A 22,669-nucleotide genomic window follows, 5' to 3' on the forward strand; every position below is an offset into this window, starting at 1 on the left:
ATTTATTGGCGCAGTGTGGCACATGACAACACAATTTTCAGTAGCGGGTGTTGAACTCGAACTCTTACGGTATCCAGCTCAGCAGGAATCTAATCTTCAAGCTTGGGATGCCGCCGATGAACACTTACTCAAAAGCCTTATTGAGTCAGAGCAAGCCGCCGTGCCAACCGCCATTATCAACGACAGTTTCGGCGCTTTAAGCTGCGGTTTATCTAAATTGAATCCAAGTTGGCCACTGTGTGTTGAAACCGATGCCAGAACCAGCTTTTTAGGCACCGAACAAAACCATGGCCGCAATCAGTTGCCAATGGATAATCTGCAATGGTTTACCAGCCGCGATACCTTGCCAGAAAACTTAGCCTTAGTATTGATGAAGTTGCCTAAGAACTTAAGCTACTTTGCTCACCAGCTAACGCGCTTGTCGCAAGTGTTACCCGCAGGCACTCGTGTATTAGTGGCCGCCAAAGCCAAATCGATTAATGGCGCCTTACTCGACATTTTTGCTAAGCATTTAGGCCCCGCAAGCGCCAGTTTAGCGTGGAAAAACACCCGAGTGATCACCTGTGTCAGTGATGGCAAACCAAGACCATTAGCCAAAGAAGTGACTTGGGCCATACCCGAATATCAACTTGAGATCAGCAATTTAAGTAATGTGTTTGCCGCCAACAAACTCGATATTGGCGCACGCATCATGCTAGAGAATCTGCCCAAAGGGGATTTTAAGTCGATTGTTGATCTCGGCTGTGGCAATGGCGTGCTGGGGTTACGCACCGCCCAGTTATTCCCAGAGGCTGACATTCACTTTATCGACGATTCTGAAATGGCAGTCGCATCAGCCAAGGCAAACTGGGCACGCAACCAATTGCCCGCAGACAAAGGCCACTTCTATTGGGACGATTGCATGACGCATCTGCCAGAAGAAGTGCAACCGGATCTGGTGCTGTGTAATCCGCCGTTTCATCAAGGTGAAGCCATAACCGATCATATCGCTTGGCAGATGTTTTTAGATGCTCGCCGCCGCTTGAAAGAGGGGGGGATCTTACATATCGTCGGTAACCGTCATCTGGCTTACCATGTAAAATTACAGCGCTTATTTAAGAACTGCACCACAGTCGCCTCCAACGGTAAATTTGTGATCCTGCAGGCACAGAAAAAATAACCTCATCGAAATTGACACGTTAAATGAGAGCCAGCAATGTTTGGCTCTTTTTTATACAGGGCTCTTTTTATGCTGAGCAATGACATGTTGGAAAAGCAGCAGTCGGAGATTTCCTAAAAATCAACAACAACTAGCCGAAAAATACACATACAAGTACACTTCTTGCCGACAAAGGTTTATGAGTTAAGCACTTAAACACTTAGGAATGAGATATGCCGTTAAAGGATGACGTTGCCCAACTAAAAGCTGAGCTGGCACAATTACAATCGCTGCATTTATCGCAGCAATCTTCGCTCGGTCGTCAATTAGCAGAATTCTCCACTAAGCTCGAGACCTTAAGTCAGCAAATTGCGACTGAAGACACGCTCCCATTAACCTATGCGGCACAAACACCAACCCTTGAGCCAGCTTCCGTAGAACCAGCCTCAGCAGAACCCAACCCATGGCAGCAAGGCCCTATACCAAGTGAAACTTGGCAAGAAGACCCTTGGCAAAGAAAAACGAAAAATACCTCGACGGAACAAGCCGCTAAACCGAACACCTTTCTCAAGCGCAAAATCAACAGCTGAGTGATGAAGTCAAATTGCAGGCAAGCGTGCAAGCGGCGAGTCAATTTGATGAGTTGCTATCCCAAGGACTCGCGGCCGTCATGGCACCCTTTGCGGCAGTCAACGAGCAAGTCAAATCTTTCTACCATCATTATCAGGCTAAGGGATTAGGACCTGTCTTTTTAATGACTGTCGTAGGCATTATCACCCTGACCTTAGGCTTTGGTTATTTACTGCAATATTCAATCAACCATTGGTTTTCAGAACTTGGCAAAGCGCTACTCGGGTTTGCCAGCGCGAACGCTATCATAGTGGGCGGGATTTTTATTCGCCAAAAACGCGCGGGTATGGCGGATTTTGGCTCAGGTATTGTCGGACTCGGACTCATACTTAATTATCTCTGCGCGTACTTTATTGGGCCGTATTTTGAGTTAATTCCCAATAGCGCGAGTTTTATCTTACTGTTATTGATCACTTTGGCAGGTTATGGCCTGTCGATGCGCTTAGATGCCAAAGTGATCGCCGTGATCGCCTTAGTCGGTGGTTCGACCGCGCCTATGATGCTGTTATCCCAAAGCTATGCGCCGCTATTGTATCTGCCTTATTTACTGCTTATTGGTGCCGGCGCCCTTGCCCAGAGTCGCAAACTTAAGTGGCCGCTGCTACTGGAAATCACCGCCCTGTTGCACATAGGCTGCATCGAAGCTTTTAGCCATTTCATTGAATTGCCACTCAGCGACGTTGGCGGCGTCAGTCTGCTCGCGCTTATCAGTATTAATGTGTTCTTTTATCTCTACGGCATCACAGGCCTACTATTTACCAAGCAGTTTACCCATCAGGATGAAAAACATAATGCACTAAGCCATCGCATACTCGCCCTACCGATAGCATTGCTCGCCTTTGTGTTATTAGAGTTGACGCAATTTACTGAGTTCGCAGGGGAAATCTTTGCGGCCAACGCACTGATTTGCGCAGCCCTCTATTGGAAGCGCACAGGCAACCTAGAAAAAGCCTGCAACGGCTTATTGTTAGTCTTTGCAGGGAGTTTTGCGGGATTTGCCGCACTGTATTTACTCAGCCACGATTTCCTTGGATTAGTATTACTGCTCGAAGCCTTATTACTGTTGTGGATTGGTACCAAAGAAGAACTAATTTCCGTTCGCGCCGAAGCCTATGTATTGCTGCTGATGGGATTAGGGCTCAATGCGTCTAGTGTACTGACGGGCATGAGCCTTTTAGAATCAAGCTTTATCGATGGGGCGCCAATTTCTCCCTTGTCAGCTTTTGGCTTTCCACTGTTAGCACAGGCCTTAAGTTGCGCCGCCTTAGTCTTAGTGATTCGGCTATTAACACTCCATCATGCATTGCTTTCGACCCTAGAAAGTCAGCTAAACAGAGTGTTAAAAGAGCTATTAAGCGGTTTTTATGTGGCGACAATTATCCTCGCGGCTTACCTTTTGAGCAGCGATTACTACCTCGCCATCTTGCCACTCGTCAGCCTATTACTGCTGTATTTGAGCGCAAAGGACAGACTCGTTATCAGCGAGTTTGCTGCTTGGCTCTTACTATTGCCGCTGCTGTTTAAGGTTGTTGAAGGCATAACGCTCGCGGACAGTTTTAGCTTTAGTGCCCAGCCGCTTATGGCAAAACTGGCACGGTTTGAGTTATTTATCGCCCTACTCTTGGCCCATTATTGGTATCGTCACCACTATAAAGATGCCTTATTTGCCAAAGCCGCTTATACGATGCAAATCTTCTGCTATTTGCTGCTGCCGCTTATTCTGCTGCCCAAAGTCATCCGCAACCATTGGGAATATACCGCTATTGCACTCTGGCTGAGCACCTTTATGAGCCTAGGTTTAGCCTACTTTGTTAAACATAAGAGTTTGAACATAGAAGCCAAAATCCTCACTTGGCTAGCGGTTCTGATGACAGCCTCGCTATGCCTTATTCACGCTTGGCAAGGACTCGCGGCGCTGGCCGTTGGCGCCCTGTTTATGGGCTTCACCCTGCTCCGCTACCGCCAATTACCCGAGCATTGGCGCCCCTTGCTGCAACGACAATGGCAATTGAGCCCTTATTACTTTGCACTGGTAACGGCCGTGATCGTTTATGGTTTTAATCATTCTGAGCTAGTAGGAATAGCCATGACAGCATTAGCCTTAAGTGGTTATTTTGCATTGCTAATCCAAAGAGGTTTAAGCCTGAGAGGTGTAAGTCAGAGATCTGTAGGCCAAGCCTCATATAGCGCAAAATTCCCCCTCGCCGCCGAAATCCAAGCCGCAATAAAGGAAAGCTACCATCTCGCCTATGGCCTCACTTTAGGCTTAGCCCTGTTGCCCATCATGTTGCATTTTGAGCTAACACTCGGGCTTAATCGTGATAATGCCTCGTTTATGTTAATCGAGTTTTTATCACTGGCGCTCCTAGCAAGGCTTATCTTGCAGCACGGTGCAGCAATACGCTTGCATAGACGCATCTTACCTTTACAAGGACTTAAGTGGGGTTGGCATCTGTTACTCGCCTTGAGTTACTTCATGTGGAGTTATAGCTTCGATAACATGATTGCCGCCCCACTCAGCGCGATTTTATTGGTTATCCATGGCAGTGTGTTGATGTTTATCAGCTTAAAACCACAAAATGCCGATATGATCCGCCTCGCTGCTGGGCTATTTACCTTATCGACGCTTAAAGTGCTATTACTGGATATGGCGTCCTTCGAGCTAGTACAAAAGGTGATTGCCTTTATGCTGATCGGAGTCATTTTGCTGACTGTTTCTTACTTCTATCAAAAGGCGAGAAATCGACTGCAGCAAGATTAACATCGTTTTTAAAGCACTAAAAAAGCCGCTATCGAATTGAATCGATGGCGGCTTTTTACTGTTAACGATTTAATAAAGCGATGAGGTATCGGCTATATTAATATGGACTATTCGATACGAGCTTCGATACGAGCTATTTGCTCGCCAGTGCCTTATCGAGTGCCTGTGCAACATCGTTAATGATGTCGTCGATATGCTCAATCCCAACCGAGATACGGATAAGATCCTCAGACACGCCCGCCCTTGCCAGTTCATCGGCATCGAGCTGTCTGTGCGTAGTGCTCGCAGGGTGGCAGGCCAAGGATTTCGCATCCCCAATGTTCACTAAACGCAGGATCATCTGCAGTGCATCGATAAAACGTCCGCCAGCAAGCTTACCTTCTTCTGCTGTGGCCGCTTTAATCCCAAAGCTGATGATCCCAGAAGCTTTTCCGCCAGTGATCTTGTGGCAATTATCCTGATAAGGGCTGCTCGGCAAGGCGCCGTAGTTCACCCAACTGACCGCCGGATGCAGCACCAGATATTCAGCTAATGCCAAGGCATTTGAGCAATGGCGCTCCATTCTAAGGCTTAAGGTTTCAAGGCCTTGCAACAGTAAAAATGCACTGTGCGGTGACAGTGCGGCGCCGGTATTACGCAGCGGTACTACACGGCAACGACCAATAAATGCAGCAGGACCAAAGGCTTCTGTGTAGACCACGCCGTGATAAGAAGGATCGGCTTGGTTGAGTAAGGCAAATCTTTCCTTATTTGCCACCCAATCGAACTTGCCTGAATCAATAATCACTCCACCGATTGTCGTGCCATGGCCACCAATGTATTTAGTTAAAGAATGAATAACGATATCGGCGCCATGCTCAAAGGGGCGACATAACACTGGAGTCGCGACCGTATTATCAACAATTAAAGGCACGCCATGCTTATGGGCAATCTCGGCTAAACGTTGTAAATCGACAATATTGCCGGCTGGATTACCAATCGATTCGCAGAATAAGGCCTTAGTTTTGTCATCGATCAGCTCATCGAGGCCTTCAAAATCATCGAAGGCCGCCATGCGCACTTCAACGCCTTGGCGCGGCAGCGTATGGGCAAACAGATTATAGGTGCCGCCATAGAGCTGACTGGTACTGACGATGTTATCGCCAACTTGAGTCAAGGCTTGAATCGCATAGGTAATCGCCGCCATACCCGATGCCACGGCCAGCGCACCTATGCCGCCTTCAATGGCCGCCAGACGTTGCTCTAGCACGCTAGTAGTAGGATTCATTATCCGAGTATAAATATTGCCAGCGACTTTTAAGTCAAATAAATCAGCACCATGCTGGGTATCATCGAAAGTATAAGAGGTCGTTTGATAGATAGGTACTGCGGCCGCCTTCGTGGTCGCTTCTGACTCATAACCATGGTGTAATGCCAGTGACTCTAATTTCATTTTCCCTTCCTTATCCGTAGCAGCCCAGTATTCAATCGACATTGAGAATTGCACAAGATTTGTGCATGTTCAACAAGCTAACAGATAGACATCTAGAAGTCTAAAAATTTTTAGCCACAGCCTTTAACTTCGGCGCAAATTGTTGCGGATAAGTTCGGCCAGCACCACGACCGCAGAGACTATCTCTGGCGAGCACTCGTATGAGGCATTCAAACGCATAAAATGGCGGAATTCGACCTGATTACTAAAGAGATTTCCGGGTGCAATACTGATCCCACGCTCAATCGCCTGATAATAAATTTGTGTAGCGTCCATGTGTGATGGCAGCGCTAACCAGAGAAAATAGCCGCCCTGCGCGAAGTTGACCCCCACAGATTCGGGCAGATGCGCGCACAATAATTGATACATGGCCAATTTACGGCTGGCTAACTTTTTGCGTAACTGTTTCAAATGCCGTTCATATTGCGCCGACTGAATAAAATCGGCGATGGCGAGCTGCATCGGCGCACTAGTCGATAACGTCGACATGACTTGTAAGCGTTGTAACTGCGGTGCATGGCATCCTGCCGCAACCCAGCCGACACGATAACCAGCAATCAAAGACTTAGAAAATGAGCCGCAGTGCAACACCCGTCCTTCTGTATCGAAGGCTTTTACTGGCCTTGGCGCGCTGGAATCAACATAGAGTTCTTGATAAACATCATCCTCAATCAGACTGACCTTATGCTCGTTTAGTAACTGATAAAGCGCCTGTTTTTTAGCATCCGATAAGCTGCAACCTAAGGGATTTTGATGTTGGCTCATCAACCAGCAGGCTTTCACTGGATAGGTATTTAACACTTCAGCCAGCGCCTCAAGATCAATCCCCTGTTGTGGATCGGTAGCAACCGCAATCGCTCTGAGTTTAAGCCGTTCAATGGCTTGCATCGCGCCATAAAAGGTCGGTGATTCAATGACAACCCAATCACCCGCTTGAGTCAGCGTCGCTAAGCTCAAGTTGAGCGCCTCCATGGCACCCGAGGTAATGATGATTTCGTCGGGCGAAATGCTAATGCCCAATTTGGCATAACGTTGGGAGATAGCCTTACGCAATCCCGCATTTCCTGGCGGTAAATTATCGGCGGCAAAAGAAGGTGACATGTGCCGAGTCACCTTAACCAAAGATCGCGCCAGTGCTTGTTGCGGGAATAAACTAGGATCGGGAAATCCTGAGCCAAAGGGCACTATGTCCGCCTGCTTTGAAGCCTGCAGCACATTGAATACAAACTCATTAATATCCACGCTATCGGAAAGATAAATCGGCTTTTGTCGCTCGGGATAACGAAAGGCTTCTCCCTGCCGCGCGATTAATTCCGGCTTTGGCGCCACTAAATAGCCAGACTTAGCCTGCGCCGAGATCACGCCTTGGCTTTCCAATAACTGATAGGCATTGAGCACTGTCATCAGACTCAAACCCGAATCGGCCACAGTTTGGCGCAGCGACGGCAACTTGTCCCCCGCCTGCCAGACACCTTGGGCTATTCGTGTCTTTAATTCCTGCGCTAACTGCTCGTACTTCGTCATCTGTTATAGCCAAGTCAAGATATTCTGTGTCTGTTATAGCCAGCATATCCCATGGTCTAATAGCACACAAGCTTTCACCGTCAAGCCAATTTAGGGTTCAGTGAACGCGACTAGAACAATGCCTTTGTAACGAGAAATGCCTATCGCTCGAGGAAATTATGTTTGATTTTGATGCCACAGTACTCGCTAGGATCCAATTTGCTTTTACCATCTCTTTTCACATTATTTTCCCTGCCATCACTATCGGCCTCGCCACCTATCTAGCAGTATTAGAAGGCTTATGGCTGAAAACAGCGAATGAGGTTTACCAACAACTCTATCAATTTTGGTCGAAGATTTTTGCCATAAACTTTGGCATGGGCGTGGTCTCAGGCATAGTGATGGCCTATCAATTTGGTACCCATTGGAGTGCTTTTTCCGCCTTCGCGGGCAGCGTAACTGGGCCACTACTCACCTATGAAGTGCTTACCGCTTTCTTCCTCGAAGCGGGGTTTCTGGGAGTCATGCTATTTGGTCAGCAGAAGGTAGGTAAAAACCTGCATTTCTTCGCCACTTGTATGGTCGCCACGGGCACGATTATCTCGACCTTCTGGATCTTAGCTTCAAACAGCTGGATGCAGACGCCCCAAGGTTTTGAAATCGTGAACAATCGCGTTATTCCAGTGGATTGGTTTCAGATAGTGTTTAACCCTTCATTTCCCTATCGTTTAGCCCATATGACAGTGGCGGCCTTTATTTCATCGGCTTTCTTTGTGGGCGCATCGGCGGCTTGGCACTTACTCAAAGGTAACGATACACCCGCGATCCGTAAGATGTTGTCTATGGCGATGTGGATGGCGTTAATTGTCGCGCCGCTGCAAGCTGTAATTGGTGATTTTCACGGCTTAAATACCCTTGAATATCAACCTGTAAAAGTCGCGGCGATGGAAGGCCATTGGCGTAATGAGGGTGACAAACCCACACCGCTTATCTTGTTTGCGATTCCCGATATGGACGCAGAGAAAAACCACTTCAGCCTCGAAATCCCAGGGCTCGCGAGCCTGATCTTAAAGCATGATTTAAGCAAACAAGTGCCAGCCTTGACTGAGTATCCCGCCGAGGACAGACCCAATGTGTTGTTAGTGTTCTGGAGTTTTAGGCTCATGGTCGGCTTAGGCTTATTGATGATTTTTGCTGGACTGTGGAGTGCTTATCTCAGGCGCAAAGGCAGCCTCTACAGCAACAAACACTTTCTGCGATTTGTATTGGTGCTCGGCCCCGCCGGATTACTCGCCACACTAGCGGGCTGGTTCACTACCGAACTTGGCCGTCAACCTTGGGTGATCCAAGGATTGATGCGCACGCAGGATGCCGTGTCTTCCCACAGCGTTACCCACCTGAGTATCAGCCTAGGGATTTTCATCGTCAGTTACTGCGGCATCTTTGGCGTTGGTTATCGCTATATGATGCGACTCATCCGCAAAGGGCCAGATATCGCGGCAACAAGCCATTAATTTTACAGTAAATGAATCTAATTTTACCTATTCAATCTTAAACATATTTAAGGGCTCACCATGGAATTCGATCTACCCTTGATTTGGTTCGGGATCATCATTTTTGCCACCTTAATGTATATCGTGATGGATGGCTTCGATCTCGGCATCGGCATACTGTTTCCCTTCATTCACGACGAGGACGACAGGGATATTATGGTCAATACCGTCGCCCCCGTTTGGGATGGAAACGAAACTTGGTTAGTGCTCGGCGGCGCTAGTCTGCTCGGTGCATTTCCCCTCGCCTATGCCATAGTGCTCGAAGCGCTAACCATACCGCTGCTCATCATGCTGCTGGCATTGATTTTTCGCGGCGTGGCATTTGAGTTTAGATTTAAGTCGGGCGCAGAAGCTAAACCATTCTGGGATAAAGCGTTTATGTTTGGCTCTATCACGGCCACCTTTTCACAGGGTGTAGTGCTGGGGGCGTTTATCTCCGGCATTTCGGTGAGTAACCAACAATTTAGCGGCGGTAGTTTCGATTGGTTAACGCCCTTCTCACTTTTCTGTGGATTTGGCCTTATGCTGGCCTATGCTCTGCTCGGCGCGACTTGGTTGGTGAAAAAATGCCAAGGCGAGCTTAAAACGACCATGCAACAACTCGGCAGAGCACTGACCTTATGCCTGTTGATGACCATAGGTTTAGTCAGTTTATGGACCCCCTTCGTGCAACCCAATATTGCCCTGCGCTGGTTTAGCTTGCCGAATTTGTTTTACTTTGCCCCAGTGCCAATACTGGTATTAGCCTGCAGTTGGGCCTTGATAAAATCCCTAAATCGTGATGATAACTATCAGCCATTCCTACTCACTCTAGGGCTGATTTTCTTAGGATTTAGTGGCTTAGGGATCAGCATCTGGCCGCACATTATTCCACCCAACATCAGCCTTTGGCAGGCAGCAGCCCCCGACAGCAGCCTGAGCTTTATGCTCGTCGGCGCCCTGATGATCATCCCGCTGATTTTGGTTTATACCTTTTGGAGCTACTACGTGTTCCGCGGCAAAGTAACCAAGGATGCCGGCTATCACTAGCCATGACTTTAGATGAGAGTTCCCAAAACGCGACTGAAGCTAACTTGGCTTAGGTCGCTGATTCACTTTAGATGACTTTACATATGCAGGAGATCAACATGACGACCCAAACGAAATCCCTCGCCTATCGACTCGGCTGGTTAGTGCTGATTTGGTGTACAAGCGTAAGCTGTCTGTTCCTCGTCTCTATGTGTATCAAAATACTTTTAAAAGGTGCGGGCTTAACAACCTAAGTAAATATTGACTTTAGAAGCTTATATTAAGGCTTAATTCAGTTAGTACCCATAGCATCTAGCGACATTGCACTAGAACATTCAATGGTTGAATTAATTTGGCTTTCAGTTAAGCCAAATTAACAAGTGCTCAGTTTACTTTACGAGTGCTAGCATTAAATTGACGAAGACTAGCCCCAATATGACAAAGTTAAAACAATGTTAAATCCAGTTTTACTGTTATCAGTATATTCAGCAAGATTAGCTTAGTTAGGCTTGCTTTATATTTTTACTTGACCTATGGTATCAGCCAAGCAATTACTTATTTAGTTAATGGCAAGACCGATATACTAAATCGATATACAAAAATAAATAATCAATTGAATATCAACTTTTGACTGGAGATGTAACACTATGTTTAGCACTGCATTTTCATCACTATTCTCCCATGTGTTAGCTAACACATCTAGTTCAGTAAGCTCAATCCGCCTCTCGCTCAAATTCCCAGTCTAAGCCGAGCGTCACTCGCGCTCGGCAGAATTATAACTTCTTGTGAAATAAGCACAGAGTAATACACATTTTAATTTCTATGCTTATATTTTAACTTTGTTATTTCAGAGGCGGCAATGGCATATTCTTTTTTTAGTAGTCTTTTCCAGAATTTTATTCTAAAAACTGAAACCTATTATTTACAAAACAGTTTTAATGCCTCTCTACGCCCAACGGCTTTGGCAGGCGTGATTAGTAAGCTTGAGCAGCTAAAGCATGATACGACGAGTGATAAAGTGACTGTGGGACGGGAAATTCACTTAGTTAATCTGCAGGATCAGCAAGAGTACCAAATTGAACTCGTGTATCCACCAAGGCATAAACCCAGTGCAGGACGTTTCTCTGTCATATCAGATTTAGGCGTCAGCTTACTTGGGTTGTCAAAGGGCGAACTGGCAGAGGTGAGCATTTTAGGCAAACCAGTTCTGTTTATGATTAAAGATGTCAGTTTAACGAAAAAACAACCTAAAAAGTCTGTATAGAAAAATCATTTGGGCATACTTTTTGTAAATGGCTATTGAATATTGCTACTTGACAACATTTCATAAAATTTTAAAGATATGATTATTAGGCTGTAAGCATTTTAAAATAAAGCATGTTCAATTCAGTGGCAACATGCTTTGAACTCGCTATTAGCGGCGGCTTATAGCGGCATTTTCAACATAATATCATAAGAGGGAATGTTATTTTGAAGTCATTAACTGGCCGCGATATTTATTAAAGAGACACTTTAGATAAGTTTAACACTGCAATTAACGACTCTTTGCAACTATTTACGTATAAGTCATGGCAGCGCTTTAGAGTAAACAGCAAAGGGGTTAAGAGGTTTAGCACGGCGCCTCAATCGTTAAATTTATTTTTATACTCTTTATAAATAAACCGTCTCAATTAAAGCCTGAAATAAAAATTGAGCCCAACTATCGAAACCGATTTGCGGCGCGGGTTCGGATAGTAACCTTCACTTTGGAGTTTATATCTATGAGTAAAGAAAAAAACAAAAAACCGCCAATGAAAACCTTAAAAGAGAAGCGTCAAGATAAACGGAACCGCCAAAAGGCTTCCGACTAACTTATCTAACTCTGTAAAAAACCTTAAATCCTCTCTTTAAATAGGCCGAAAATAGGGTGTTAACACTTTAGCACCCTATCTTATTTCACAGTTTCCCCCAATATTTTTAGTGCATCATCTAACGCGACTTTCGCATAAGATCTCATCATCTCGCCTTTATTAAGCCTTGCTCCATCAGCCACTCAATCACAATCGGCGGCGATACTGCTCAGGTGAGCACTGAGCATATTTTTTAAACATCACGATATAAGGCGAAGTTTGGTTATAGCCGAGCGTCAATGCCACTTCTTTGATCGCAAGTCCCTGACGTAATAGATGTAATGAATAGATAAACTTATGCCTTTGTCTTAGCTCAGTAAAACTCATCCCCAGAACCTCTTGGCAGCGACGAGCTAAGGTACGCTCTGTGGTATGTAATTCACTGGCCCAAGATTTAAAGGTTTTCGAACTCGCAGGGTCGGCTTCAAGTGCCAGCAACAACGGCTGTAACAGTTTATCTGAAACGGTGGGCAGAAATTGCGGTAGAGCTTTACCCAAGGTCAGCTGATCGAGCAAAACCTCAACCAGTCGCTTATCCGCCGCAGTTTCTGCCACAGTGACTTGCCGTTCCCGCAGATCGTTAACGATCGATTGGGCAATGGATGTCACGGCTAAAAGACAGGTCTCTATGGGAAAAGCCGCAGCCCGCTCGGCAACTATATTCATCGAGCAATAATGAATACTGCGCCGAGTGTAACTTTCATGTTCTATCCCCGCAGGAACCCAAATCGCATATTGTGACGGCGATAAAAACCGTTGCCCTGCAGCATGTAACTCCATAATTCCACCGCTGATTAACTGCAGTTGCCCCCAAACATGTTGATGTTTTGGCGTTACCGTATTTGGCAGGAAAGCTTCATAGTTGAAGAAGATATCTGCAGCAGGCTCTTGTTCTGCCGTGAGCGGATGGTAAACCGTGCGCATTTTGATGCCCTCGAAGCTATGGTGGTCCAAAAAACTCAAACGAAATCGCTAACCCAGATTACGCTTGTCCGTAGAGGAATTGACCTTGTCTGATAAGCGATATTTATATCATAACCGACCATGGATAATAGCCACTAATCTATTATCTGGATGCTTAAGTGATAAGCCATAAGCTATGGCCAGTCACTTTAGCCAGTACCTAAAGGCAAGACCATGCTGTATTTGTTTCCCCTGTTGGCCGTATTAATTTGGGCAGGCAATTCGATAGTCAACAAGCTCTCATTTGGGATTATCGATCCTGAAGCCATAGCATTTTACCGTTGGTTTTTCGCTATGTTATTGTTAACACCCTTTGTCGCAAGTCGCGTCTGGCAAAAACGCCAAGTGATACTACCTTTGTTACCTAAGTTCGCTACTTTGGCTTTCTTAGGTATGGTGCTAAACCAAAGTCTGGCCTATTTTGCGGCGGCAACCACCACGGCAACAAATATGGCATTAATCACCTCTCTCGTGCCTATGATCAGTCTGTTTTTAGCCGTGCCATTACTCAAGCAAAAATTATCACCGTTAGCCTTTGGTGGCACCTTAATCTCGCTATTTGGATTGATTTTTATGCTCAGTCACGGCGATATGATGAACCTTGCCATCGGCGTGACCCAAGGTGATTTACTGTTGCTCTTTAGCGCCTTTGTGTATGCGCTCTATGGCGTATTACTGAAACGCTGGCAACTGCCACTACCGACTTGGGAATCGGTTTATATTCAAGGACTCATAGCCGTATTCATGCTAACGCCACTGCTGTTTACGAGTCCCAGCATAGCGATCAGTGCCCAATCAGCACCACTGATACTTTACGCTGCTATCGCTGCCTCACTTTTAGCGCCGTGGGCTTGGATCAATGGCATAAGCAAACTCGGCGCCGATCGCACCAGCGTATTCTTTAATTTAATGCCTATTATTGCGGCGATACTGGCGGCCATCATCCTAGATGAAACCTTAGCCATTTATCATTATATTGGCGGTTCTATGGTGATTATTGGTGTCATGCTAGTGCAGATAAAACCTAAGCCTAAAGTCATCCCTACCCTAGCTTGTCCTGAATAATCCAAAGTAATGCGTCAACGCCTTGGTAATAGTGACCAAGGCGGTTTCGCTTATTTCAATGCGTACAAAATCCCATCGCAATCTGCTGCACGCAAAGGCAATTCTATAAATAACGGCTAAGCTATTTATTAAGTTATTAATGGAGATCGTCCTATGTTTAACAGTATTCGCGTTAAGTTTTCACTGATGTTTGCCATTATGGCGACAGCCCTCATTGTCATGGCGGTCACCGATGCTATGCAAAGCCGTGCTACTGTGAAACAGATGCAGGAATTTAGTCAGTTATTTAATCCCGCAATTTCGGCAATTCTCAATGCAGATCGCGACCTTTATCAAGCGCAGCTAAGTGAAGAAGTGTTACTCAGGGAAGAATTATCTGCCGATAATCGCAAAAATGAGATTGATAACTGGCAAGAGAATGTCGATCAAGCCCGTGACAGAATGGGAGAATTTAAAAAAATCCTTACAGATCACCTGCAAGTACTGCAATCAACCAATGGCTTTGAGGCGCAGTTTTCGCTCTGGTATCAAGCCTCATCAGAGGTCATTAATGCCGTTAAAAGTAATGATTTTGAACGCGCGAAACAACTCCACGAAACCAAATCCAAGCAAGAATTTAAGGCATTAAGAGATATCTACAATGCCGCGGGCGAAGCCGCCGATAACAGAGTAAAAGAGCTAGATTTACAAGCAACGGAACAGGCAACCACCCAAACCCAAATATCCTTAACGATAGCGAGCTTAGTCGCCATTGTGGCGCTGTTGATTGCCTACTTCGGCCCTAAAATCATAGTCAATGCAATTGAAGATATCACTAGCAGGATCAACGACATTGTCGATGGTGACGGTAACTTAACCCAAAGGATCCCTATCACACGTCAGGATGAAATCGGCGAGCTCGCCCATGCATTTAACTTATTTGTAGAGCAGCTACAGCAAATGGTCATCTCGATTATTGGTCAAACTAAGGATGTGAGCCAAACCGTTGAAAGTCTTGCAACTAAGTCAGCCACCACAATCAACATCAGCCATGAGCAAGAGCAGTTTGTCGATACCATTGTCACAGCAGTAAATGAAATGAGTGCCGCCGTAAGGGAAGTCGCCAGCAATGCCCTGCACACGGCAACCGAAATCACTAAGGTGAACGACCAAACGGTGGAAGGTAAAAATATCCTCGCCCAGTCCGTTAATCATATTCAGCAACTGTCTGAATCAGTTAAAAATGCCGTAACGGTTATCGAAAAACTCTCAGTTAATTCAGCCAATATTGCCTCAGTGCTCGATGTAATCCGCTCTATTGCAGAGCAAACTAACCTGCTCGCCCTTAACGCAGCGATTGAAGCGGCGCGCGCTGGCGAACAGGGCCGCGGCTTTGCCGTGGTCGCCGACGAAGTGCGTACACTGGCGAGTCGCACCGAAACCTCGACCCAAGATATTCAACGTATGATTGAAGAATTACAACGCGGCGTAAATGATGCGGTTAAGAGTATTGAATCAGGCGCCAGCCTGACTACATCAACCGTCACCCTCGCCAGCCAGACCCAAGATGCATTAGATGAAATTCTAAACTCTACCTCTAAGGTCAGTGAGATGTCCACTCAAACGGCGACTGCGACCGAAGAGCAAACCCATGTGACCGAAGAAATTAATCGTAACTTGACCGAATTATCCGATAAAACAAGATACTGCAACTTAGTGATCCAAGAAACGCAGCAAATAGTCGTCAACACTAAAGCCATTTGCAGCAACCTACAAAAAGAAGTTGCGCGATTTAAAGTCGCTTAAGATAAATGACTAACGACACATGGTTAGCGATAAGCTATTGAAACGAAAAGAGTGCCCAATGTAGGCACTCTTTTTAATGGAAATAATACCAAGAAAAGCTTGAAGACAATAAAAGCCCACAACCGTATGCAAGTTGCAAATAACGGTAACGAAACCCAAGTTGTATCGATTCACCCGTTAAAGTGCGAATAACAGTACTAACTGCTTAATGTTAACTCACAGTAATGATTGAATTTCTAATTCCATCATCTGCAAAAGCTGTAAAACAGGCAAAAGATACATCAATCAAAACTGACTAATTGACCACCCAAGTGAGCAATTTTTTCAGCGGCCAAGTCGGGATTAAGATAGCCTGCGACTTTCGTTAACGCATCGGCGCGCCAAGCAAAAGAGGCTCTCACACTAACAATACGCTCGCTTTCAGCATCGACGTTCGTATCGGCAACATTGCCAGTTGGCAGTAATAGTGCAGGGTAATCATGACTTAAGGTTTGTGAGACCCTTGAGCTGGCGAGCGCCATATTGCTAACGCAGAGCTTTTGGCTCGCTCCTAATGGACCGCGGCACACTACATTTAAAGATGCACTGCCAAAAACTTTTAAATCGCCACCCGCATTGACCCAACCTCCGCTCACGCCAGCGCGACGCAGCTCACTCACTGCCATATCAACCGCATAACCTTTAGCTATACCATCTAAGGTTAAAATTAGCGGTCTAGCTAATCGCGCTTGATTACCTTTTATTTCAATATCTTGCCACTCGCCTTGCAACAGTAAAGGCATACCAAGATAGGCAGGCAATGCACCGCGAGACATCATTTCGCCGCCAACGGTACAATTGAATAAGTTGTTGCTCGCCTTACCCAGTCCCTTAGCCAACTTGAGCACTCGTAAACTATCTTGGCTTAACGTTACCCAAATTCCCGGCTGCCGATTTAACTGATTTAACTCGCTGTCCTGTTGATGGAAGCTCAGCAACCGCCCAATATGGGTCACACGCGAAAAAGCCGCGCTAATAGCCGCTTCCAATGCTTTATCTTTAAGTTGTACCTCACCGCTTTGATTTGGCAGTGACTCGGCAGCGATTTCCACCAGCGTTCCGAGTAATGGCTTAGCGCGACGTATCATGATAATACCCACTGTGGTAGGAAGATCTGAGGGATCAGCAATAAACGCTTCATCCAGTTAAATTTAAACAAAGCACTAAGAGTAATTAACATAATTTGTGCGGATTCTATTAAAGTCTCTACTTCAATACAAATTGTTGCCATTAGTTTTTATGGGGATTTTAGATGCTTGAAACTGTTTTACATTTAAAAACAATAGATTGCTTATTAAGGTTTTATTAAAGTTATTTGACTTATCATTGCTATCACAACGCTGCACAAGCGAACTAAGTCAATACGTCCCCAAATGAGCCCTATTGATTAATGCCACTCATCATTTACGCTATTTATGGCTGTCTTACCCACCAACAACTCAAACTAAATGGAGCAATAAATAGCCGGCTTACTCCATCACACCAGTCATCCGCTTAAATTTTACGCTATTCCATTCAGTTGAAATACACGCTAAATCAGATATAAACCCTCTAACTCAATCTAAATGAAAACAGGTAAATTATTGATTAGTAATTAAAATAAAGACTAATTTTCATCTTATACAACCTATTAATAACCTAGCGATCACAACGGAAGTAAAAACATCTAGACGTCTAAATTGACAGGTTATCAGGGATCAAATATGCTTTGCCTCAAGTTGCTAGGATACGATGCCGAGGCAACACTGAATTTAAGCGAGTTTGACTGCCAAGGATCCTGCGGAAAAACCCTAAGCGAAAGAGAGATAACATTTGAGCAATCCAACAGCAGCACAGCACAGCCCGGCATCTTTTATTGCCCTGTTGCCATTATTTGTTTTCCTTGGTCTTTTCATTGGCGCGGGTGTGTATTTCCAAAGCCAAGGTGTCGACTTTGCCTTCTATCAATTACCCAGCGTTATCGCTATTTTACCTGCAATCATTCTGGCGTTGATTTTATCAAAACAGAAATTAAATCAATCGATTGATACCTTTATTGGCGGTATTGGTCACAGCAATATTATTGCTATGTGTTTAATTTACTTACTTGCAGGCGCCTTCGCTGCAGTCGCTAAAGCCACTGGCGGCGTCGATGCTACTGTTGCTCTTGGTTTATCGTTAATACCATCGAACCTGTTACTACCTGGTTTCTTCGTGATTGCCGCTTTTATCGCAACGGCCATGGGAACCTCTATGGGGACAATCGCGGCTGTCGCTCCCATCGCCCTAGGCGTAGCCGACCAAGCGCAAATCGACTATGCACTGATGGCGGGAGCCGTGATGTCTGGCGCCCTATTTGGTGACAACTTGTCGATTATTTCCGATACCACAATTGCAGCTACGCGCACCCAAGGCTGTGATATGAAAGATAAATTTCGTGAAAATTTGATTTTCGCTATCCCCGCATCACTGCTAACCTTAATCGCCTTTGTATTTGCCGGACAAGGCCAAGCAGAGTTAGCAACGCAGAATATCGATCTTATTAAGGTCATTCCTTATCTGACCATTTTGATCTTAGCCGTGGCGGGTTTGAACGTATTTGTGGTCTTGACCTTAGGTATCTTATTAGCGGGCGCAACCGGCCTGTTTACTATGGATTACGGCGTGATCCAATTCGGTAAAGATATTTATGCTGGCTTTAGCAATATGCAGGAGATTTTCATTCTGTCTATGCTAGTGGGTGGTTTAGCCGCACTCATGCAGCAGCAAGGTGGTCTTGCCTTTGTGAGTAAACAGATTGAAAAGCTGATCACTCGTTTCTCTAAGGCGCAAGGTGAAGCTTCATGCCGTGCAGCTGAGCTAGGTATGGCAGGTATAGTCGCAGTGACTAACTCTTGTGTGGCTAACAACACGGTTTCTATCGTGGTGACGGGTGATATTGCAAAAGACTTAGCAGAGAAGCATGGCGTGAGTCCAAAACGTGCCGCCAGCATACTCGATATTTTCGCCTGTATTATCCAAGGTTTGATCCCGTATGGTGCACAGGCACTCTTGATTGCTTCGACCTTTAGCATCACGCCATTAGCAGCGGTATCACACGCTTGGTACTGTATGATTTTAGCCGTAGTGGCTGTTGCGATTGTAATTTTCCGCAAACGACACTAAATGATATTTGAGTCGCATGAGTAAAATCTAACGTTTATGACAAGGAACGCACTAGGCGTTCCTTGTCATTTTAAAGTCCTCTTTTGGCCAAAAAGCATCAACTCGCTTGCCTTCATTAAACAATTCAGGCAAGTTACCGCATTCAATGTGGTCATATCCCGTCAGTATATTTTTAGTCTCCATGAATCCTCTTTATCACCAAGAACCAAGTTATTACGATCTACATCGTCTTATTACATGGTTGATTGTAGGCGCAGCCTTTATTAGCGCTTCTGGAGTTTTAATTGCTATTTATGCTGAATATCAAAACGTTGGAGTTCAAGTCTTACAAATACGAGCTGATTTTTTAGGTAACTATATCAACTCACCCCTCGCTTATGTGTTTAATTTAAGCTTATTAGCTGCGGGGCTCTGCATACTCATTTCAATGACCGGGCTCTACTTACTAAAACTAGATACGTTCAGCCAATGCATAGCACTTACAGGTGCTTGGGTAGGAGTCTCTGTGATTTTGATGGGAATATTCCCCATTAATTTTTTGAGCATACACAGAATAGTTTCAACGAGTTATCTATTAAGCACCCTCATCTTACACAGCCTTGTGATTATAGCGGGGATAGTGCCTCGGTTTATTTGCCCAAAGCCACTGTTCTATTTGAGCCTGATCAGCTTTTGTAGTGCAGTGAGTTTAACCCTGCAATTAGATTGGACAATATTGGATTTCCCTCCCTGTGTGCCCCAAACACACTTTTGTACTGTTTCAGCCAATATGTGGCTGCAAACTAACTTGAGTATTATTTGGTGTTTAAGCCTAGCCTTTGCAATGCGGCGCCTATCAAAAATACTGTATCATCGCGCCCAAGAACGCCAAATACTTTAGGGTAATCCATGCGCTTAGCAAAATACCTCGCCCAGTGTGGCATAGGCTCACGCCGTGAAGCCTGCCGTTTGATTGAGGCTGGGCGCATCACACTCAATGGCGGTATCGCCCGCCACACAGATCCCATCTGTTTGGACGAGTCATTAAACTGCCTCGACTGTATTGAGTTTGATGGCAAACCTATCACTAAAGCCGAAACGCTCGCCTATTGGGTATTTAACAAAGCTGTGGGCACGGATTGCCGTCTGCTTGAGCAAGATGAAACGAGCCTCATACACCTACTTCCCAAAGCACCAAGACTCTACCCCGTCGGCAGACTCGATAAAGACTCCCGCGGCCTGTTGCTGTTAACTAACGATGGTGAGCTGACTCATAAACTGATGCACCCCAGTTTTGCCCACAGCAAAACCTACCATGTGCGCCTCGATAGGCCATTCGCAGATGATTTTGTTGAGCAAATGGCCAATGGAGTGCGTTATAAAGACCTGCAAACCCTGCCCTGCCAAGTCCACCGCCTCAGTTCGGACAGCTTTGAAATCGTGCTGACTCAGGGATTAAATCGACAAATTCGTAGGATGTCCAAGGCACTCGGATATCGCGTTATCGATCTTGAGCGCGTCGCCATAATGACACTGAATTTACGCAAATTAGCATTGGGTGAGTTACAAGAAGGGCAAATGCGGCCACTAACAGAATCGGAAATTGCAGAGCTAAAAGCAGTACTGGCGATAAAATAAATTGATGGTTGGAATATTACATTAAGCCAATAGCTGATAATCGTCAGCCCCAAAGCAAGACCTTAGAGTTTTCCAAGTTTAGTTTGAATGCTTTAATCAAAATCAAAGTCGTGGGGCTTCACCCCACACCCGACCAAGGAGGACTGCTCGTCCTATCCTCCTTGGATGCTCCAAGACGCCCCCAACAGAGTTGAAAGCCCCTTGTGCTCATTGACAAATTTGCTATCGCTTCCGAAGGATGCGTCCCTGCACCTGCGAAAGCTAGTCGGTCATCCATGACCGAACTCACGCAATTTGTCTATTCGCCCTGCGGCAACTCTGAGGGGAGGTATATTCCTTGGAGTTTTGAGTCGTTAGATAGCGATTCATCAACAAAAAATAAGCGCGAAAAATGATAAAGCTAAAACGATATCAAGTGATTAGCGTCAAAGCTGTATAAAAAATAGCTACCGCAAAAAAGTAAATTCCTATAGCATCATTTATACCCATTTACACGGATGTGGCAGCGGCTAAGTCCAACAAACGATTTATGCAATAGGAGTCACATCATGGCCATGGAAGTATCTGACTGGATCGCAATAGCCGCTTTGGCAACTTCATTTATTGCTTATCTAGAATCTAAAAAGGCAAATCGAACCAACGAGGCTATTAGTGCATTGACAGAGGTTATAAATGCCTCCGAAAAGACACAGACCTATCTACAGGCTCGCACGGAAGGGATGGAGCGAAATCGAGAAACCGAGTGGGATCTTGCGGAACGTTGGTCGCGTTCAGCTTTTCTCATTTCGCGCATAAACAAAGAATTATCTGTTCGATTGGATGCTAAAAGTAGATTTTGGCGTGATCCAGAAACATGGAACGTAGATTTGCGTGCTCACAAAGATATATCACTTGAGAAGGTAGCGATAGATGCTCGCCAATTAATGGCGTCTTATGCATAAAATTGGTTCAAACCGTTCGCTCCGCTCACTAGAACGGGCTAAAGCCCGCCCCTTAAACAAACGTTAGCCCTCCAGAGGAATAAAGTGATATTTCGAACGTTAAGTATATTAGCGATAATTGGCAGCATTTTGTGGTTAATAAGTGAGCCTAGCCCAGAGCCCGCAGTCGTGTTTATTGCTAGTCTCGCTGTATTCTTCAGAGACGAAGTCCATGGCATCATTGGTGCTAAATTTATATCTCTCTCATCACGAGCGGCTCCAATCCGTGATTTTCAGAACTACAAATATTCATTTGTTTCCGATAACTATATATCACCTGCGATATTAGATGATCTTAATGGTTGGATTTCTGATGTTGGCGACCAAATTGTATCTATCAATATCTCTGACGCCAATAAGAGTAATCGCTATTTTGGTGAAGTTGATGCGAGGCATGTTCCTGACGCTTTTCCCGTAGTCGACTATAAAAGTGATGATAAATATTTGAGTTACCAGTATGTTGGTTGTTCGTTTAGTGGCGTTCATATCCTGAAGTTAGTTTCTAACTACGGAGGTACAGGCTACTTCCATTCGCTATTACTTGTAACTGTAGCGGTGGATAGCTGCATTGAGTTTGAAGCAACTTCTGAAGCCATTAAAAAGGAACGCTTTGTTATCAAAAAAGTAGGCTCAATACCTTTAGGTGACCGTTACGAGGGTGCGGTTACGTATAAGCTGGGCTTCCTGACAATATCCGCTTGTGAAGGTTTAAAAGCCCGACGTACCAAGCGTGAGCGGGTATTCATACTTTAAACCGAGGACTAATAAACTGTTTAAGAGGAATTCGCAACGCCTAGTATTTTCACTATGCGTTGGTTTTAGTGTTTAAGGTGGTATGCGGGAGCTTCGGTATTGCATTTCTCGCACCTTAACAGGGCGTTACCCCATAAAAATTTTAATTTGAAACTTACTAATTTGAGCTAATGGTCTAACTCGTAATTGTCCAAAAGCGTGCAGCGTAAGGCTTTTAAATCTACAGATTACACTAACGCTAAAAAGGTGAGCCATGGTGATTTGCGAGACGACCGTCCGCCCCATGGACGGGTTTCCACGGATGGACTTGCTGCGAGTCGGTGAGCTAATACCATAGCGCAGCTATCTCAACAGCCATCAGCAAGCCATT

At 45.3% G+C, this 22,669-nt stretch carries 17 protein-coding genes; 13 read left to right on the plus strand and 4 right to left on the minus strand.

Translation table 11 applies throughout. The annotated features are described in order from the left end of the window. Nucleotides 1-22 precede the first annotated feature (22 nt). From KFE26_RS10875 to KFE26_RS10880, 3 genes are all read left to right on the plus strand, one after another. The gene (locus tag KFE26_RS10875; protein ID WP_173496932.1) at nucleotides 23-1,159 is read left to right on the plus strand and encodes a methyltransferase; all 1,137 of its coding nucleotides are present in this window, start codon (nucleotides 23-25) and stop codon (nucleotides 1,157-1,159) included. 212 nt (nucleotides 1,160-1,371) lie between these two features. Then, the gene (locus KFE26_RS24395) at nucleotides 1,372-1,728 is read left to right on the plus strand and encodes a hypothetical protein (RefSeq protein WP_409437985.1); all 357 of its coding nucleotides are present in this window, start codon (nucleotides 1,372-1,374) and stop codon (nucleotides 1,726-1,728) included. A gap of 14 nt (nucleotides 1,729-1,742) precedes the next feature. Further along, the gene (locus KFE26_RS10880; RefSeq protein WP_409437986.1) at nucleotides 1,743-4,529 is read left to right on the plus strand and encodes a DUF2339 domain-containing protein; all 2,787 of its coding nucleotides are present in this window, start codon (nucleotides 1,743-1,745) and stop codon (nucleotides 4,527-4,529) included. A 133-nt stretch (nucleotides 4,530-4,662) separates the two neighbouring features. Here KFE26_RS10880 and KFE26_RS10885 read toward each other — a convergent pair whose 3' ends face one another. Beyond that, a complete protein-coding gene (locus tag KFE26_RS10885; protein ID WP_131523875.1) occupies nucleotides 4,663-5,961 on the minus strand; it encodes an O-acetylhomoserine aminocarboxypropyltransferase/cysteine synthase family protein in 1,299 nt (432 codons plus the stop codon). 123 nt (nucleotides 5,962-6,084) lie between these two features. Beyond that, complete coding sequence (locus KFE26_RS10890) at nucleotides 6,085-7,524, minus strand: PLP-dependent aminotransferase family protein (RefSeq protein ID WP_212600401.1); 1,440 nt, start codon at nucleotides 7,522-7,524, stop codon at nucleotides 6,085-6,087. A 158-nt stretch (nucleotides 7,525-7,682) separates the two neighbouring features. On the opposite strand from KFE26_RS10890, the gene KFE26_RS10895 reads away from it, so the two are divergent. The 4 genes from KFE26_RS10895 to KFE26_RS10910 all read left to right on the plus strand — a co-directional run bounded on the left by KFE26_RS10895 (nucleotide 7,683) and on the right by KFE26_RS10910 (nucleotide 11,328). Continuing rightward, nucleotides 7,683-9,017: a cytochrome ubiquinol oxidase subunit I gene (locus tag KFE26_RS10895; protein WP_011790509.1), complete on the plus strand. Its 1,335-nt coding sequence runs from the start codon at nucleotides 7,683-7,685 to the stop codon at nucleotides 9,015-9,017. Nucleotides 9,018-9,077: 60 nt separating this feature from the next. Further along, complete coding sequence (gene cydB / locus KFE26_RS10900) at nucleotides 9,078-10,085, plus strand: cytochrome d ubiquinol oxidase subunit II (RefSeq protein WP_168824951.1); 1,008 nt, start codon at nucleotides 9,078-9,080, stop codon at nucleotides 10,083-10,085. A 98-nt stretch (nucleotides 10,086-10,183) separates the two neighbouring features. After that, the gene (locus KFE26_RS10905) at nucleotides 10,184-10,318 is read left to right on the plus strand and encodes a DUF2474 domain-containing protein (protein ID WP_105250029.1); all 135 of its coding nucleotides are present in this window, start codon (nucleotides 10,184-10,186) and stop codon (nucleotides 10,316-10,318) included. Between the two features lie 605 nt (nucleotides 10,319-10,923). Next, nucleotides 10,924-11,328 (plus strand): GreA/GreB family elongation factor, encoded by a 405-nt coding sequence (locus KFE26_RS10910; protein ID WP_212600402.1) that lies wholly within the window; start codon nucleotides 10,924-10,926, stop codon nucleotides 11,326-11,328. 772 nt (nucleotides 11,329-12,100) lie between these two features. Here the strand turns inward: KFE26_RS10910 and KFE26_RS10915 are convergent. Then, a complete protein-coding gene (locus KFE26_RS10915) occupies nucleotides 12,101-12,877 on the minus strand; it encodes a helix-turn-helix transcriptional regulator (protein WP_212600403.1) in 777 nt (258 codons plus the stop codon). Between the two features lie 213 nt (nucleotides 12,878-13,090). Between KFE26_RS10915 and KFE26_RS10920 the strand changes: the two genes are divergently transcribed. Then, complete coding sequence (locus tag KFE26_RS10920) at nucleotides 13,091-13,981, plus strand: DMT family transporter (RefSeq protein WP_212600404.1); 891 nt, start codon at nucleotides 13,091-13,093, stop codon at nucleotides 13,979-13,981. A gap of 153 nt (nucleotides 13,982-14,134) precedes the next feature. Then, complete coding sequence (locus KFE26_RS10925; RefSeq protein WP_212600405.1) at nucleotides 14,135-15,766, plus strand: methyl-accepting chemotaxis protein; 1,632 nt, start codon at nucleotides 14,135-14,137, stop codon at nucleotides 15,764-15,766. 281 nt (nucleotides 15,767-16,047) lie between these two features. Here KFE26_RS10925 and KFE26_RS10930 read toward each other — a convergent pair whose 3' ends face one another. Beyond that, a complete protein-coding gene (locus tag KFE26_RS10930; protein WP_212600406.1) occupies nucleotides 16,048-16,893 on the minus strand; it encodes an FAD:protein FMN transferase in 846 nt (281 codons plus the stop codon). Between the two features lie 724 nt (nucleotides 16,894-17,617). Here KFE26_RS10930 and KFE26_RS10935 point away from each other — a divergent pair. The 4 genes from KFE26_RS10935 to KFE26_RS10950 all read left to right on the plus strand — a co-directional run bounded on the left by KFE26_RS10935 (nucleotide 17,618) and on the right by KFE26_RS10950 (nucleotide 22,299). Continuing rightward, nucleotides 17,618-18,949: a Na+/H+ antiporter NhaC family protein gene (locus KFE26_RS10935; protein WP_105250033.1), complete on the plus strand. Its 1,332-nt coding sequence runs from the start codon at nucleotides 17,618-17,620 to the stop codon at nucleotides 18,947-18,949. 888 nt (nucleotides 18,950-19,837) lie between these two features. After that, nucleotides 19,838-20,566, plus strand: a complete 729-nt coding sequence (locus KFE26_RS10940; RefSeq protein ID WP_212600407.1) for a 23S rRNA pseudouridine(2604) synthase RluF — start codon at nucleotides 19,838-19,840, stop codon at nucleotides 20,564-20,566. A gap of 548 nt (nucleotides 20,567-21,114) precedes the next feature. Next, nucleotides 21,115-21,507, plus strand: a complete 393-nt coding sequence (locus tag KFE26_RS10945; RefSeq protein ID WP_212600408.1) for a hypothetical protein — start codon at nucleotides 21,115-21,117, stop codon at nucleotides 21,505-21,507. 84 nt (nucleotides 21,508-21,591) lie between these two features. Beyond that, nucleotides 21,592-22,299, plus strand: a complete 708-nt coding sequence (locus KFE26_RS10950; RefSeq protein ID WP_212600409.1) for a hypothetical protein — start codon at nucleotides 21,592-21,594, stop codon at nucleotides 22,297-22,299. Nucleotides 22,300-22,669: the final 370 nt, after the last annotated feature.

Source organism: Shewanella sp. M16 (assembly GCF_018224605.1).
Classification (GTDB): Bacteria; Pseudomonadota; Gammaproteobacteria; order Enterobacterales; family Shewanellaceae; genus Shewanella; species Shewanella oncorhynchi.

What these genes read in the sequence shown, in the direction of transcription:
- KFE26_RS10910 (WP_212600402.1), top strand. Translation starts at nt 10,924, where the DNA reads ATGGCATATTCTTTTTTTAGTAGTCTTTTCCAGAATTTTATTCTAAAA.
- KFE26_RS10945 (WP_212600408.1), top strand. Translation starts at nt 21,115, where the DNA reads ATGGCCATGGAAGTATCTGACTGGATCGCAATAGCCGCTTTGGCAACT.
- KFE26_RS24395 (WP_409437985.1), top strand. Translation starts at nt 1,372, where the DNA reads ATGCCGTTAAAGGATGACGTTGCCCAACTAAAAGCTGAGCTGGCACAA.
- KFE26_RS10890 (WP_212600401.1), bottom strand. Translation starts at nt 7,524, where the DNA reads ATGACGAAGTACGAGCAGTTAGCGCAGGAATTAAAGACACGAATAGCC.
- KFE26_RS10915 (WP_212600403.1), bottom strand. Translation starts at nt 12,877, where the DNA reads ATGCGCACGGTTTACCATCCGCTCACGGCAGAACAAGAGCCTGCTGCA.
- KFE26_RS10905 (WP_105250029.1), top strand. Translation starts at nt 10,184, where the DNA reads ATGACGACCCAAACGAAATCCCTCGCCTATCGACTCGGCTGGTTAGTG.
- KFE26_RS10895 (WP_011790509.1), top strand. Translation starts at nt 7,683, where the DNA reads ATGTTTGATTTTGATGCCACAGTACTCGCTAGGATCCAATTTGCTTTT.
- cydB (WP_168824951.1), top strand. Translation starts at nt 9,078, where the DNA reads ATGGAATTCGATCTACCCTTGATTTGGTTCGGGATCATCATTTTTGCC.
- KFE26_RS10925 (WP_212600405.1), top strand. Translation starts at nt 14,135, where the DNA reads ATGTTTAACAGTATTCGCGTTAAGTTTTCACTGATGTTTGCCATTATG.
- KFE26_RS10940 (WP_212600407.1), top strand. Translation starts at nt 19,838, where the DNA reads ATGCGCTTAGCAAAATACCTCGCCCAGTGTGGCATAGGCTCACGCCGT.
- KFE26_RS10885 (WP_131523875.1), bottom strand. Translation starts at nt 5,961, where the DNA reads ATGAAATTAGAGTCACTGGCATTACACCATGGTTATGAGTCAGAAGCG.
- KFE26_RS10920 (WP_212600404.1), top strand. Translation starts at nt 13,091, where the DNA reads ATGCTGTATTTGTTTCCCCTGTTGGCCGTATTAATTTGGGCAGGCAAT.
- KFE26_RS10875 (WP_173496932.1), top strand. Translation starts at nt 23, where the DNA reads ATGACAACACAATTTTCAGTAGCGGGTGTTGAACTCGAACTCTTACGG.
- KFE26_RS10930 (WP_212600406.1), bottom strand. Translation starts at nt 16,893, where the DNA reads ATGATACGTCGCGCTAAGCCATTACTCGGAACGCTGGTGGAAATCGCT.